The sequence below is a fragment of the Acidimicrobiales bacterium genome (genome assembly GCA_016716005.1).
Classification (GTDB): Bacteria; Actinomycetota; Acidimicrobiia; order Acidimicrobiales; family JADJXE01; genus JADJXE01.
This window is the reverse complement of the sequence record JADJXE010000001.1, coordinates 3073567-3087186: the sequence shown is the minus strand read 5'-3', so window position 1 is coordinate 3087186 and position 13620 is coordinate 3073567. Positions and strand designations below refer to the sequence as shown.

12 protein-coding genes are annotated in these 13620 nt (G+C 73.6%); 5 read left to right on the top strand and 7 right to left on the bottom strand.

What is annotated here, in order from left to right:
* Positions 1–39: 39 nt before the first annotated feature.
* Positions 40–1002, top strand: a complete 963-nt coding sequence (locus tag IPM45_15005) for a GDP-L-fucose synthase (GenBank protein MBK9180847.1) — start codon at positions 40–42, stop codon at positions 1000–1002.
* Here IPM45_15005 and IPM45_15000 read toward each other — a convergent pair.
* The 5 genes from IPM45_15000 to IPM45_14980 form a co-directional block, all read right to left on the bottom strand.
* Positions 992–1945 (bottom strand): SDR family oxidoreductase, encoded by a 954-nt coding sequence (locus IPM45_15000; protein ID MBK9180846.1) that lies wholly within the window; start codon positions 1943–1945, stop codon positions 992–994. The two genes, IPM45_15005 and IPM45_15000, sit on opposite strands and share 11 nt — an antisense overlap.
* Positions 1942–3213: a UDP-glucose/GDP-mannose dehydrogenase family protein gene (locus IPM45_14995; GenBank protein ID MBK9180845.1), complete on the bottom strand. Its 1272-nt coding sequence runs from the start codon at positions 3211–3213 to the stop codon at positions 1942–1944. Before IPM45_14995 ends, IPM45_15000 begins: the two co-directional genes overlap by 4 nt.
* 37 nt (positions 3214–3250) lie before the next feature.
* On the bottom strand, positions 3251–4687 hold the full coding sequence (locus IPM45_14990; GenBank protein MBK9180844.1) for an LCP family protein: 1437 nt from the start codon (positions 4685–4687) through the stop codon (positions 3251–3253).
* Between the two features lie 55 nt (positions 4688–4742).
* Positions 4743–5903 carry an acyl-CoA dehydrogenase family protein gene (locus tag IPM45_14985; GenBank protein MBK9180843.1) on the bottom strand — a complete coding sequence of 387 codons (1161 nt, stop codon included), beginning with the start codon at positions 5901–5903 and terminating at the stop codon, positions 4743–4745.
* Between the two features lie 505 nt (positions 5904–6408).
* Positions 6409–7230, bottom strand: coding sequence for a biotin--[acetyl-CoA-carboxylase] ligase (locus tag IPM45_14980; GenBank protein MBK9180842.1), 822 nt, complete (start codon positions 7228–7230; stop codon positions 6409–6411).
* Between the two features lie 22 nt (positions 7231–7252).
* Here IPM45_14980 and IPM45_14975 point away from each other — a divergent pair, with 22 nt between their 5' ends.
* From IPM45_14975 to IPM45_14960, 4 genes are all read left to right on the top strand, one after another.
* Positions 7253–9034, top strand: coding sequence for an acetyl-CoA carboxylase biotin carboxylase subunit (locus tag IPM45_14975; GenBank protein MBK9180841.1), 1782 nt, complete (start codon positions 7253–7255; stop codon positions 9032–9034).
* 29 nt (positions 9035–9063) lie between these two features.
* Entirely contained in the window at positions 9064–9558 is a 495-nt protein-coding gene (locus IPM45_14970; protein MBK9180840.1) for a hypothetical protein, read from the top strand.
* Positions 9559–9634: 76 nt separating this feature from the next.
* Positions 9635–10636, top strand: coding sequence for a hypothetical protein (locus IPM45_14965; protein MBK9180839.1), 1002 nt, complete (start codon positions 9635–9637; stop codon positions 10634–10636).
* Between the two features lie 31 nt (positions 10637–10667).
* Complete coding sequence (locus IPM45_14960) at positions 10668–11741, top strand: peptidylprolyl isomerase (protein MBK9180838.1); 1074 nt, start codon at positions 10668–10670, stop codon at positions 11739–11741.
* 11 nt (positions 11742–11752) lie between these two features.
* Here the strand turns inward: IPM45_14960 and IPM45_14955 are convergent, their stop codons facing one another.
* Complete coding sequence (locus IPM45_14955; GenBank protein ID MBK9180837.1) at positions 11753–12241, bottom strand: RDD family protein; 489 nt, start codon at positions 12239–12241, stop codon at positions 11753–11755.
* The gene (locus IPM45_14950) at positions 12238–13599 is read right to left on the bottom strand and encodes an FAD-dependent oxidoreductase (protein MBK9180836.1); all 1362 of its coding nucleotides are present in this window, start codon (positions 13597–13599) and stop codon (positions 12238–12240) included. The genes IPM45_14955 and IPM45_14950 overlap by 4 nt, the downstream gene beginning before the upstream one ends.
* Between the last annotated feature and the right edge of the window lie 21 nt (positions 13600–13620).

Here is a 13620-nt window from a genome sequence, read left to right as displayed (position 1 = left end):
CGCGGCGCCGGGCCCTCCCCGACCCCTACCATGGCGACCATGACCACGTTCTGGACCGACCGGCGGGTCCTCGTCACCGGCGGCTCCGGCTTCCTCGGTCGGAGCGTGACGGCCAAGCTGGCACGACGGGGTGCCGGCCAGGTCGTCGCACCCCGCATGGCCGAGTGCGATCTCACCGACCCGGCGGCCACCGACCGGCTGTTCGCGGAGGTGCGCCCCGACCTGGTGATCCACCTGGCCGCCAAGGTCGGCGGCATCGGCGCCAACATGGCCCGTCCGGCCGAGCTCTACCTCGACAACCTGCTCATGGGCACGTACCTGATCGAGGCCGCCCGCCGCCACGGCACCGACAAGACGGTGATCGTCGGGACGATCTGCTCGTACCCGAAGTTCACGCCGGTGCCGTTCAAGGAGGAGTCGCTCTGGGACGGCTACCCCGAGGAGACCAACGCCCCCTACGGGGTGGCCAAGAAGGCGCTCCTCGTGCACGCCCGGGCCAACCACGCCCAGTACGGGCAGCGCTCGATCTACCTCATGCCCACCAACCTCTACGGGCCCGGCGACAAGTTCCACCCGTCGGTGTCCCACGTCATCCCGGCCCTCATGAAGAAGCTGGTCGAGGCCGTGGAGCGCGGCGACGACACCGTCGAGGTGTGGGGCACCGGCGCCGCCACCCGCGAGTTCCTCTACGTCGACGACGCGGCCGAGGGCATCGTGCTCGCCGCCGAGCACCACGACGACCTCGACCCGGTCAACCTCGGGGCGAACCACGAGGTGTCGATCAAGGAGATCGCCGAGCTGCTGGCCGGGCTCACCGGGTTCGAGGGCCGGCTGGTGTGGGATCCGTCCAAGCCCGACGGCCAGCCCCGCCGCCGGGTCGACGCCACCCGCGCCGAGAAGGCCTTCGGCTTCGAGGCCACCACCCCCCTCGACGAGGGGCTGCGCCGCACCCTCCAGTGGTACCTGGCCAACCGCGAGGCGGCCGAGGCCGTCAGCCGCTGATCGCCCCGCGCAGCCACTCGGCGGTGCGGGCCAACCCCTCACGGAGGGGCACCGTCGGCTCCCAGCCCAGCGCGGTGCGGGCCAGGGTGATGTCGGGCCGGCGCTGGGCGGGGTCGTCGACGGGCAGCGGCTCGCGGACGAGCAGGCTCGACGAGCCGGTCACCTCCAGCACGATGCGGGCCAGCTCGGCCACGGTGAACTCGTCGGGGTTCCCGATGTTGACCGGGCCGACCTCGCGGCCGTCGAGCAGGGCGAGGATCCCGCGGATCTCGTCGTCGACGTAGCAGAAGCTGCGGCTCTGGCTGCCGTCGCCGTAGATGGTGATGGGCTCGCCCTGCAGGGCCTGCACCAGGAAGTTCGACACCACCCGCCCGTCGCGAGGCCGCATCAGGGGCCCGTAGGTGTTGAAGATGCGCACGATCCGCACGTCGAGCCCGTGCGACCGGCGGTACGCCATCGTCATGGCCTCGGCGAAGCGCTTGGCCTCGTCGTAGACCCCGCGGGGCCCCACCGGGTTGACGTGGCCCCAGTAGCCCTCGGTCTGCGGGTGCTCCTGGGGGTCGCCGTACACCTCGCTGGTGGACGCCAGCAGGTACCGGGCCCCCTTGGCCAGCGCCAGGCCGAGGGTGTTGTGGGTGCCCAGGCTGCCGACCTTCAGGGTCTGGATGGGCAGCTCGAGGTAGTCGCGGGGCGACGCCGGGCTGGCGAAGTGCAGCACGGCGTCGACCGGGCCCGGCACCCACACGTACTGCGACACGTCGTGGCGCACGAACGTGAACCCGGGCCGGCCGAACAGCTCGTCGATGTTGGCGGTGGTGCCGGTGGCCAGGTTGTCGATGGCCACGACCTCGTCGCCGCGCGCCAGCAGCGACCGGCACAGGTGGGAGCCGAGGAAGCCCGCCCCGCCCGTGACCACCACGCGGCGGCCGGAGCCGGCGCTCACGAGCGGCCGATGCCCTGGTAGGCGAAGCCCCGCCGGGTGAGCGCGGTGCGGTCGAGCAGGTTCCGGGCGTCGACCACCCGCCGCTCGGCCATCAGCCCGCCCACCTTGTCGAAGTCGAGCCAGCGGAACTCGTCCCACTCGGTGAGCACCACCAGCACGCCCGCCCCCTCGCAGGCGGCGTAGGCGTCGGCGACGACGTCGACGCCGTCGACCCCGCCCCGCACGGCCGGGTCGTAGGCCTGCACCCGGGCGCCCCTGGCCACCAGCCGGCCGATGACCTCGAGGGCCGGTGAGTCGCGGGTGTCGTCGGTGCGGGCCTTGAACGTGAGGCCCCACGCCGCCACGGTCATCCCCTCGACCGAGCCACCGGCCGCGGCCTCCACCTTGCGCACGACCCGCTCGAGCTGCTCGTCGTTCACCGTGACGACGCCCTCGAGCAGGCCGAAGTCGTACCCGGCCTCCTCGGCGATGTGGAGCAGGGCCCGGGTGTCCTTCGGGAAGCACGAGCCGCCCCACCCGGGGCCGGGCCGCAGGAACTCCTCGCCGATGCGCTTGTCGTAGCCCATGCCCAGCACGACGTCGTTGACGTCGGCGCCGACCGCTTCGCACACCGCGGCGATGGCGTTCACGAACGACACCTTGGTGGCCAGGAACGCGTTGCTGGCGTACTTGATCGTCTCGGCCGACGCGGGATCGGTGACGATCAGCGGCGCCGCGATGCCGAGGTAGAGCGACGCCACCCGGATGGCGGCGGCCTGGTCGTCGCAGCCGATCACGATCCGGTCGGGGTGGAGGAAGTCGTGCACGGCCGAGCCCTCGCGGAGGAACTCCGGGTTCGACACGACGGACACGTCGCCACGGTTCAGCACCCGCGCCACGACCTTCGTGGATCCCACCGGCACGGTGGACTTGTTGACGACGACCGACTCGTACGGCAGCACGGGGCCGACCTCCGCGGCCGCGGCCTCGATGAACGACAGGTCGGCGGAGCCGTCGAGGGCCTGCGGGGTGGGCACGCAGAGGTACGCGAACTCGGCGTCGGCCGCGGCCCGGGTGGCGCCCAGCACGAAGGAGAGCCGCTCGTTGCGGAGGCCTTCGCGCACCAGCTCCTCGAGGCCGGCCTCCATGATGGGGACGTCGCCGCGACCGAGCCGGGCGACCTTGTCGGCGTCGACGTCGGCACACACCACATCGTGGCCGAGGTGCGCGAGGCAGGCCCCGGTGGTGAGCCCGACGTAGCCGGTCCCGATGACGGCGATCTTGGCCATGGGCCGACGTTCTAGCGCCTCACGGGTGCGGCGGGGGTCAGCCGCAGGGCACCTCGGCCGGCGGGGTCACCCCGATCGTGGTGGTGGTGACCGTCGGCGGCGGGGCGTCGGCCGGCGCGCCCGTGCTCGGCGGCACCGCCGCGGCCTCCTGGGTGACGGTGGTGAAGTCCTGGCCGAGGATCAGCACCACGTCGGCCGAGTTGACGGTGCTGGTCGCCTCGAGCACGGCCCCGTTGGTGAGGTGCCGGGCCAGCAGGTCGGCGGCCGCCTCCTGCCCGGGGGCGTAGCGGATCGTGGTGCGTTCGTAGGCGTAGCTGTCGGCGTCGCCCGTGCCGCTCACCGTGAAGCCGGCCCCGGTGATCGCGTCGGAGGCCCGGGACGCCAGGCCGCTCTCGCCCACCCCGTTCAGGATGCGCACCTGCACCTCGGACGGGCCGATCGCACCGGGCGGCGGCGGCTCGATGCCGCGGAACACGTCGAGGATGGGCTGGGCCTCGGCCTCCTGGACGAGGAGCACCGCGGCGCCGTTGATCATCGCCGGCGTGGTGGGCACCGAGAACATCTCGATGGTGTTGGGGTCGAGCGAGCGGAACCGCTGGCCCAGCTTGAGCAGGTCGCGGGCCGACAGGCTGTTGTCGACGGCCACGTTCTGGATGCCGACGTCGACGAGGCGCTGCAGCACCACCGGGTTGCGCACGCCCTTGGTGACGGCCTGCTTGAGGGCCCGGCGGATGAAGTCCTGCTGGCGGCTGATCCGGCCCAGGTCGCCGGTGCCGTCGGTGCGCCAGCTGCCGCCCTCGTAGTACTTGTAGTGGCGGCTGCGCGCGTAGGCGAGGGCCTGGTCGCCGCTCAGCACCACGCAGCCCGCCTCGGACACGCTGAGGCCGGTGTTGTCGTCGCGGGCGGGCGCAGCGAAGTACACGGGGACGCCGTCGACCGCGTTCACGAGCCCCCGGAACCCGGCGAAGTTCACCTCGACGTAGTGGTGGATCGGGATGTCGAAGGCGTCCTGGATGGTCTGGATCAAGCGGTCGGGGCCCTCCGAGTAGGCCGTGTTGATGCGCTGCTTGCCGCCGGTGCCGGCGATGGGCACCCACAGGTCGCGCGGGATCGACAGGATGGCGGCCCGCTGCGAGCGGGGGTCGACCCGCACCACCATGATCGTGTCGGAGCGCTGCCCGCCGATGTCCTCGGCGCTGCCGAAGGCGTCGTAGGTGGGGTCGTTCGGGTCGATCACGCGGGAGTCGGAGCCGACCACCAGGAAGTTCTGCGGCTCGCCGGGGTCCTCCTCGGACTCCGGCGTGAGCACGTGGCCCAGGGCGATGCGGGGCAGCTGGCCGAACTTGTAGAAGAAGTACCCGAGCCCACCCGCCGTGACGAGGCAGGTGAGGATGAGGAAGACGTTGAAGCCGAGGAGGAGGCGCTGGGGCCAGGTGCGGCGCAGCCGGCGCGTCCCCGATGACGGGGCGGTCACGGGGGCCAAGGGTAGTGCCGGGGTGGTGGAGGATCAGGTCACCTGATCCTCGCGGTCACCTGACGGGCAGGCCGAGGTCGCGGGCGATCACCAGGCGCTGCACCTCGCTGGTGCCCTCGCCGATCTCGAGGATCTTGGCGTCGCGGTAGGCGCGGGCGACCGGCGTCTCGTCGATGAAGCCGGCGCCGCCGAAGACCTGGGTGGCCTCGCGCGTCGCGGTGACGGCGGCCTCGGTGGCGTACAGCTTGGCGATGGCGGCCTCGCGCCGGAACGGGCGGCCCTCGGCGGCCAGGCGGGCGGCCCGGTAGGTGAGGGCCCGCGCGGCATCGGCCATCACGGCCAGATCGGCGCACGTGAAGGCCACGGCCTGGTTGGCGCCGATCGGGCGGCCGAAGGCGTGGCGATCCTTGGCGTACTGCGTGGCCTGCTCGAGGCACCCCTGGATCGTCCCGACGGCCAGAGCGGCGATGGCCACCCGGCCCTCGTCGAGGATGGCCAGGAAGTTGGCGAACCCCCGGCCCGGCTCGCCGAGCAGGTTCTCCTCGGGCACCCGGCAGTCGACGAAGGCCAGCGGGTGGGTGTCGGACGCGTGCCAGCCCACCTTGCGGTACGGGGGGCCGACCTCGAGCCCCGGTGTGCCGGCCGGCACGAGGAAGCTGGAGATCTGGTCGGGGCCGGTGCGGGCGGTCACCGTGATCACGGAGGTGATGGGGGTGCCCGAGTTGGTGATGTAGGCCTTCTCGCCGTTGATCACCCACTCGCCGGTGGCGGCATCGTGCTCGGCCCGCGTGCGGGTGGCACCGGCGTCGCTGCCGGCCTCCGGTTCGGTGAGGCCGAAGGCGGCGAGGGCCCGGCCGGCGCACAGGTCGGGCAGCCAGCGCTGCTTCTGCTCCTCGGTGCCGAACCGGAAGATGGGGTTGGCGCCGAGGCCCACGGCCGCCTCGAGGGTGATGGCCACCGACGCGTCGACCCGCGCCAGCTCCTCGATGGCCACGCACAGGGCGGTGAGGTCGGCGCCGCCGCCGCCGTACTCCTCCGGGAACGGCAGGCCGAACAGGCCGAGCTCGCCCATGGCCAGCACGGTGTCGACCGGGAAGGTGTGGTCGCGGTCCCAGGCCTCGGCGTGGGGGGCGACCTCGCGCTCGGCGAAGTCGCGCACCACCTTGCGGAACGCCTGCAGGTCGTCGCTGAGGTCGTCGGTCGACTGGAGGCTCATGGAAGGGATGGTAGAGCCGCGACGACCGGCGACCGGCCCCCCCGCCGTCCGGATCGCGCTGGCGACGTCCGAGGCGGTGCCAGCGCGACCGAGACCGCCGCGTCGCGGTCTGCATCGCGCTGGCGACGTCTCAGGCGGACCGGGCGCGTCCCGGAACCCGGGCGCCGGCGCACACGACGGCGAGACCGGGCCACGCTGCGTGGCCCCCTGGCCCGACCGCGTGAATGACGCGGGTGCATCTTGCCGACCGCCGGCCACCGGCGCGAGGAGAGGGGTGAGGCCGTGGCATCGCCGAGGCCTCCCTGTAGCCATTGGTCCCGCACGCATCCAGGGGGCCCGGGGCGACCCGGGCCCCCCTCGCGCCCCGTCTCGCGCCCCGTCTCGATCGCGCGCACAACGCCTCGGACGTCGTGGGCGCGACAAAGCGCCGCCCGGCCCCGTCTCGATCGCGCGCACAACGCCTCGGACGTCGTGGGCGCGACGAAGACGGGCGGGCCGACCCGGCTCAGCCCGCGGGGCGCAGGTGCACGACGTCGCCGGCGGTCACCACCCGCTCCACACCGCTGTCGGCGGCCACCACCAGGTGGCCCTCGAGCGTCACGTCGACGGCCTCGCCCTCCACCGTCTCGCCCGGCAGCTCCACCCGCACCCGCCGCCCCAGGGTCGCCAGCAGCGAGCGGTACTCCATGGCCAGCTCGCGGCGGCCGGACTCGGTGCCGAGCACCGAGTAGCGGTAGTCGAGCCCGGTGAGCAGGGCCACCAGCAGCGACTCGCGGTCGACCTCGCGCCCGGCCAGCCAGCCCAGCGCCACCGCCGAGTCGCCCAGCGCGGCCACCTCGGGCGGCAGCGACGCCGCCGGCGGCCAGTTCACGTTCACCCCGAGGCCCACGACCACGGCCGCCAGGACGCCGTCGTCCACGACCGACTCGGCCAGCACGCCGCCCAGCTTGCGGTCGTCGACCATCAGGTCGTTCGGCCACTTGAGCAGGGGCTGCACCCCGGCCACCTCGTCGCAGGCGGCTGCCGCGGCGGCGGCGACGGCCACCGTGAGCAGGTGCGCCGACGACACCGGCAGCGGCTCGGCGAGCCCCGTGGCCGGCCGCAGCAGCACCGACACGAGCAGCGACGAGCCCGCCGGTGCCTCCCACACCCGGCCCAGCCGGCCCCGTCCGGACGTCTGGTGGTCGGCCACGACCACCCGCCCCTCGGGGGCCCCGTCACGGGCCACGGCGAGCAGCGCGGCGTTGGTGGACTCGATCGACTCGACCCACCGCACATCGGCGAAGCGGCTCCCCGCGAGGAGCGATTTGGCGCGATCCCCTGTCACTCCTGCAACGATAGGGGTCACCATGTTCGGGAAGATCCTCATCGCCAATCGCGGGGAGATCGCCGTCCGCGTCATCCGTGCCTGCCGAGAGCTCGGCATTACGTCGGTGGCCGTGTACTCCGATCTCGATCGCGACGCCCTGCACGTCCGACTCGCCGACGAGGCCTACGCCCTCGGAGGCCAGACCAGCGCCGAGAGCTACCTCAACACCGAGGCCATCCTCGACGCCATCACCAAGAGCGGCACCGAGGCCGTCCACCCCGGCTACGGGTTCTTCTCGGAGAACGTCGACTTCGCGCGCGCCATCACCAGCCGCGGCGTCACGTTCATCGGCCCGCCGCCCGAAGCCATCGAGGTCATGGGCGACAAGATCTCGTCGCGCATCGCGGCCGAGTCGGCCGGCGTGGCGGGGGTGCCCGGCACGACCCAGCCGATCACCCACGCCGACGAGGTGCGCGCCTTCGGCACCACCCATGGCTGGCCGGTCGCCATCAAGGCCGCGTTCGGCGGCGGCGGGCGCGGCATGAAGGTGGTGCAGTCGCCCGACGGCGTCGAGAGCGCCATGGAGTCGGCCCAGCGCGAGGCGCAGGCCTACTTCGGCCGGCCCGAGATCTACATGGAGCGCTACCTCACCTGGCCGCGCCACGTGGAGATGCAGATCATCGGCGACACCCACGGCAACGTCGTGTGGATCTCCGAGCGGGACTGCTCGGCCCAGCGCCGCCACCAGAAGCTCATCGAGGAGAGCCCGGCCCCGGCGTTCCCCGACAAGGTCCGCGAGGCCATGGGCGAGGCCGCCGTCAAGGTGGCCCGGCACTGCGGCTACTACAACGCCGGCACCGTCGAGTTCCTGTTCCAGGACGGCGAGTTCTTCTTCCTCGAGATGAACACCCGCCTCCAGGTGGAGCACCCGGTCACCGAGATGGTGTCGGGCGTCGACCTCGTCGCCGAGCAGATCCGGGTCGCCGCCGGCCTCCCGCTGTCGTTCACGCAGGCCGACATCGAGCGGCGCGGCCACGCCATCGAGTGCCGCATCAACGCCGAGAACCCGGCCGGGGGCCGCTTCCTGCCGAGCCCCGGCACCATCTCCAAGCTCCACGCCCCCGACGGCTTCGGCACCCGCTTCGACGGCGGCTACGAGACCGGCGACGAGATCAGCCAGTTCTACGACAACCTCATCGGCAAGCTCATCGTCTGGGGCTCCGACCGCGAGGTCGCCATCCGGCGCATGCTGCGGGCCCTCGAGGAGATGAAGGTCGAGGGCGTGGCCACCACCATCCCGGCCGACATCGCCATCCTCTCCCACCCCGACTTCCAGAACGCCGAGCACTCCACCAAGTGGGTCGAGGAGCGCCTCGACCTGTCGGGCATCGAGTCACCGGCCAAGCCGGGGGCGAGCGAGGCCCCGCGCGAGGAGGGTGAGGCGCCCCGCGTGCGCCGCGACGTCGACGTCGAGGTGAACGGCCGCCGCTACTCGGTGAGCCTCTGGGTGCCCGACGTCGCCCCCGTCGTGGCCGTGGGCGCGGCCGCAGCGGGCGGCCGGGCCAAACCGGCCCGCTCGGCGGCCGCGGCCGCGGGCGGCGGCGCCGACGCCGGCACGGTGACCGCCCCCATGCAGGGCACGATCGTCAAGGTGCTCGTCGGGGCCGGCGACACGGTGGAGGCCGGCCAGGCCGTCTGCGTGCTCGAGGCCATGAAGATGGAGAACAACATCAACACCGAGAAGGCGGGCACGGTGGCCGAGGTGAAGGTGGCGCCGGGCGACACCGTCGGCTCGGGCGACGTGCTCGTCGTCGTCGAGTAGCAGTGCGCCGGCGGGCGCGCCTCGCCGCCGTGGCCGTGGCTGTGGTCGTGGCACTGGGGCTGGCCGTGGCCGTGGCCGGCTGCGGCGACGACGACGGCAGCGGCGGCGAGCAGTTCGTTGCGTCGAGCACCGCGGCCCCGACCACCGCGGCCGCGAGCACTGCGAGCACGACCACCGCCGGCACCGCGGCGCCCACCACCGCCGCTCCACCGACCGCACCACCGACCGCCCCCGCCACCACGGCCACGGCCACGGTGCCCGACACCCTGGCCGTTCCCGCCGCCGACCGGCTCGCCGTGTTCGTCGACGGCTGCGGCGGCCGCATCGACGACTGGTCGCTGGCCTTCGCGCCCGGCAGCACCACCGTGGTGCGGATCACGGCCCAGATCCCCGAGGTGGGCCCGGTGGTGGTCGACGTCGACACCGCCTCGTCGGCCGACGCCTCGACGTGGACCATGACGGGCGCCGACCAGCCGTCGGCCGACTTCCTCCAGCTCTGCCAGGACGTCGCCCCGGTGGGCTGAGGGGCCCGGACCCCGGCAGGCTCGGACGGGAGCACTCCTCAGCGGCGCCTCAGCCGCCAGGGGGCAGACTCGGGGCGTGCGGATCCTCGTCCCTGCGCTCGTCGCCCTGGCCGTGCTGGCCGGCACCGCCTGCGACGAGACCACGACCACCACCGCCACGACCACCACCGCCACGACGCCCCGCCCGGCGGTGGCCGCGGGCAACAGCACGGGGACGCTGGTGCACGACGGCGTCGGGCGCACGTACGTGCTGCACGTCCCCCCGCAGGTGGCCGACGGCACCACCGGCCCCACCGCCCTGGTGGTCGCCCTGCACGGCGGGTTCGGCTCGGGCGCCCAGCTGGAGCAGACCAGCGGCTTCGACGCCGTCGCCGACCGCGAGGGCTTCGTCGTCGCCTACCCCGACGGCCTGGCCCTCACCTCGGCCGCCTACCCCCGGCCCATCCGCACGTGGAACGGGGGACGCTGCTGCGGCCCGGCCGTGCGCGACCAGGTGGACGACGTGGGCTTCGTGGCCGGCCTCGTCGACGACCTCACCGCGCGCCTGCCGGTGGATCCCGGTCGCGTGTTCCTGGTGGGCCACTCCAACGGGGCGATCCTGAGCTTCCGCACGGCCTGTGAACGGCCCGACCTGGTGGCCGCCATCGTCCCGGTGGCCGGATCGATGGAGGTCGCGGCCTGCACCCCCGCCCCGGGCGTGGAGCCCCGCGGGGTGTCGGCCCTGGTGCTGCACGGCGACGCCGACCGCAACCACCCGATCGGCGGCGGCCGGGGCGAGCGGTCGGTCGCCGGCATCGACTTCACCTCGATGGCCGAGACCCTCCGCCGCTGGACCGCGGCCCAGGGCTGCCCCGCCCCGGGCCCGCCGGCCGCCGCCGGCGCCCTCACGACCACCACCTGGGCACCCTGCGCGGGCGGCACCGCCACCCAGCTCACGGTGATCGCCGGGGCCGACCACCCCTGGCCGGGCAGCGACCCGGACCGCCGGCTGTCACCCCTGCAGGGAGAGCCCACCCAGGCCCTCGACGCCACCGAGGCGGCATGGGCGTTCCTCGCCGCCCACGGCCGGGCGACCTGACCGGGCCGGGCGCCTGTGCCAGCCTGGTCGGATGCCCCCCACCCGCCGCATCCGCCTGCTCGCCCTGGCCGTCGCCGCCCTGCTCGCCGTCACCCTCGTGGCCTGCGGGGGCGATGACGACGGCGGCTCCAGCCCCACCACCTCGGGCCAGGCGGCCGAGGGCACCGCGGCCACGGTCAACGGCACCGAGATCAGCGCGGCCCAGCTGCAGGACGAGCTCGACGCCATCGTCGGCAACGACGCCTACGTCCAGAGCCTGGAGAGCTCCGGCATCACCGTCACCGACGACCAGGGCGAGCTCGACCCGGCCTTCGTCACCCAGGTCCTCGACCGCCAGATCCTGCTCGCGCTGGTCGCGGCGGAGGTCGAGGCCCAGGGCATCGAGCCCAGCGACAGCGTGGTGGCGGCCTCCCGGGACGACGTGATCACGGGCGTCGGCGGCCAGGACGTGTTCGACGCCTTCCCCGAGAGCTACCAGCAGCAGCTGGTCGACTGGGGAGCGACGGCCCTGGCGCTGCAGCTCTCGTTCGTCGACCTCGACGCCGTCGACGACGCCAGCCTGCAGGCCTGGTACGAGGCGAACCCCGACCAGTTCGACGAGGTCTGCGCGCGCCACATCCTCGTGGAGAGCGAGGGCGAGGCCCAGGCCGCGCTGCTGGAGCTGCAGAACGGCGCCGACTTCGCCGAGGTGGCGGCGGCCCGCTCGATCGACACCGGCTCGGCCGAGCAGGGCGGCGACCTCGGCTGCGTGGGCCGGGGCCGGCTCGTGCCCGAGTTCGAGGACGCCGCCTTCGCCGCCACCCCCGGCGAGGTGGTCGGCCCGGTGCAGAGCCAGTTCGGCTACCACCTGATCGTCGTCGACGAGCACAAGACCCGCTCCCTCGACGACCTCGGCGACGAGCTCCTGCCCACGATCCTGGCCTCGTCCGAGCAGGCCTTCGGCGAGTTCGTCGACGGCGCCCTCACCGGCGCCGACGTGCAGGTCGACGCCCGCTACGGCACGTGGAACCCGACGGGTGACGCCGGACCCCGCACCGACCCGCCCGGCACCGAGACCACCACCACCACCACCACGGCCGCCCCCCCGACGACCACGGCGGGCTGACGGCCGGCGGGTCAGGCGGTGCGCACGATGACCATGCCGGCCGCCTTGTCCTGCCAGCCCTGGCGCAGCGGGTCCCAGAACATCCGGGCGTAGACGAGCAGCGACAGGATGCTGACGAACGCCACCGGCACCGCGGCGATGGCGCTGGGGAGCAGCCAGCGGATGGCCGACTGGCCCCACGTGGGGCGGTGCCCGTCGTCGAAGCGGGCCGCCCTCACCTTCAGCATCATCATCGCCAGCGTCTGGCCCCGCAGGGCGAAGAACGCGACCTCGTAGACCCCGCTCACCCCGATGAGCAGCACCACGAACCACGTGGGGAACGTGAACGACGGGTCGGTGGTGTCGACGAACGGGACGGCGAACGGCACCACCACCACCGCCAGGATGAGGCTGTCGATGAGGCGCCCGGCGATCCGCCTCCACGGGCTGGCCAGCGAGTTCGGCCCCGAGGCCGGGAACGACTCCCGCCCGTGCGGGACGATTGAGGGGTCGTCGCTCACTCGGCTGCGTCGGCCAGCGCCTCGGCCAGGGCCGGGTGGACGAGGAGCGATTCGACGATGTCGGTGACCTTCAGACCGGCGGTGACGGCCAGGGCGATCACCGAGATCAGCTCGGCCGCGTGGCGGCCCACGATCGAACCGCCCAGCACCACGCCGGTGGCCGGGTCGGACAGGATCTTCACGAACCCCCGCGGGTCGCCCTCGATCAGCGCCTTGGCCGACGCCGAGAACGGCACCTTGGTCACGCGGATCTTGCGGCCCTCGGCGAAGGCGTCGGCCTCGGCCAGGCCCACGTCGGCGATCTCGGGCTCGGTGAAGATGGCCGAGGCCGCCTTGTCGTAGTCGAGGTGGCGGTGCTCGCGGGTGTGCAGGCCCATGACGTGCTCGGCCACCTTGCGGCCCTGCATCGACGCCACCGACGACAGCGGCAGCCGGCCCGACAGGTCGCCGGCCGCGTAGATGTGGGGCACGTTGGTGACGCAGTGGTGGTTGACCGGCACGTACCCCCCGGCGTCGACGTGCACGCCGGCGGCGTCGAGGCCGAGCCCCTCCGAGTTGGGGATCGAGCCGATGGCCAGCAGGGCGTGGGAACCGCGGGGTCGGCGCCCGTCGTCGCACACCACGGTGACCCCGTCGGCGTCCACCTCGAGCGCCTCGGCCCGGGCGCCCTTGAGCAGCTTCACCCCCCGGCGGAGGAAGTCCTCCTCGAGGGCGGCGGCCACCTCGGGGTCCTTGCTCGGCAGCACCTGCTGGCGGCTGACGATCAGGGTCACCGCGGACCCGAACGAGGAGAACATGTGCACGAACTCCACGCCGGTGACGCCCGACCCGATCACCACGAGGTGCTCGGGGATCTCGGGCGGCGGGTAGGCCTGGCGGGTCGACAGCACCCGGCGGCCGTCGACGGGCGCCCACGCCGGCAGACGCGGGCGGCTGCCGGTGCACACCAGCACGGCGTCGGCCTCGATCTCCTCGACGCCGTTGGCGGTCTGCACCACCACCTCGTGGGGGCCCTGCAGGCGGCCGAACCCCTGGAGGAGGCGCACCCCCTGGCTGGCCAGCAGGCCGACCACGTTGCGCTGCAGGTGGTTCTCGATGGCGACGATGCGCTCGCGCAGGGCCTCGAGGTCGAGGCGGGCGTCGACCGGCGTGAGCCCCATGCGGACGGATCGCTCGAGGGCCAGGCGGGCGCCGCCGGTGGCGATCATCGCCTTCGACGGGATGCAGTCCCACAGGTGGGCGGCCCCGCCGACGACGTCGCGCTCGACGAGGGTGACCTCGGCGCCCAGGCGGGCGGCGTGGGTGGCGGCCGTGTTGCCGGCCGGCCCTCCCCCGATGATCACGAACCGCACGGCCACGGGGGCAGGCTAGTGGGAGCC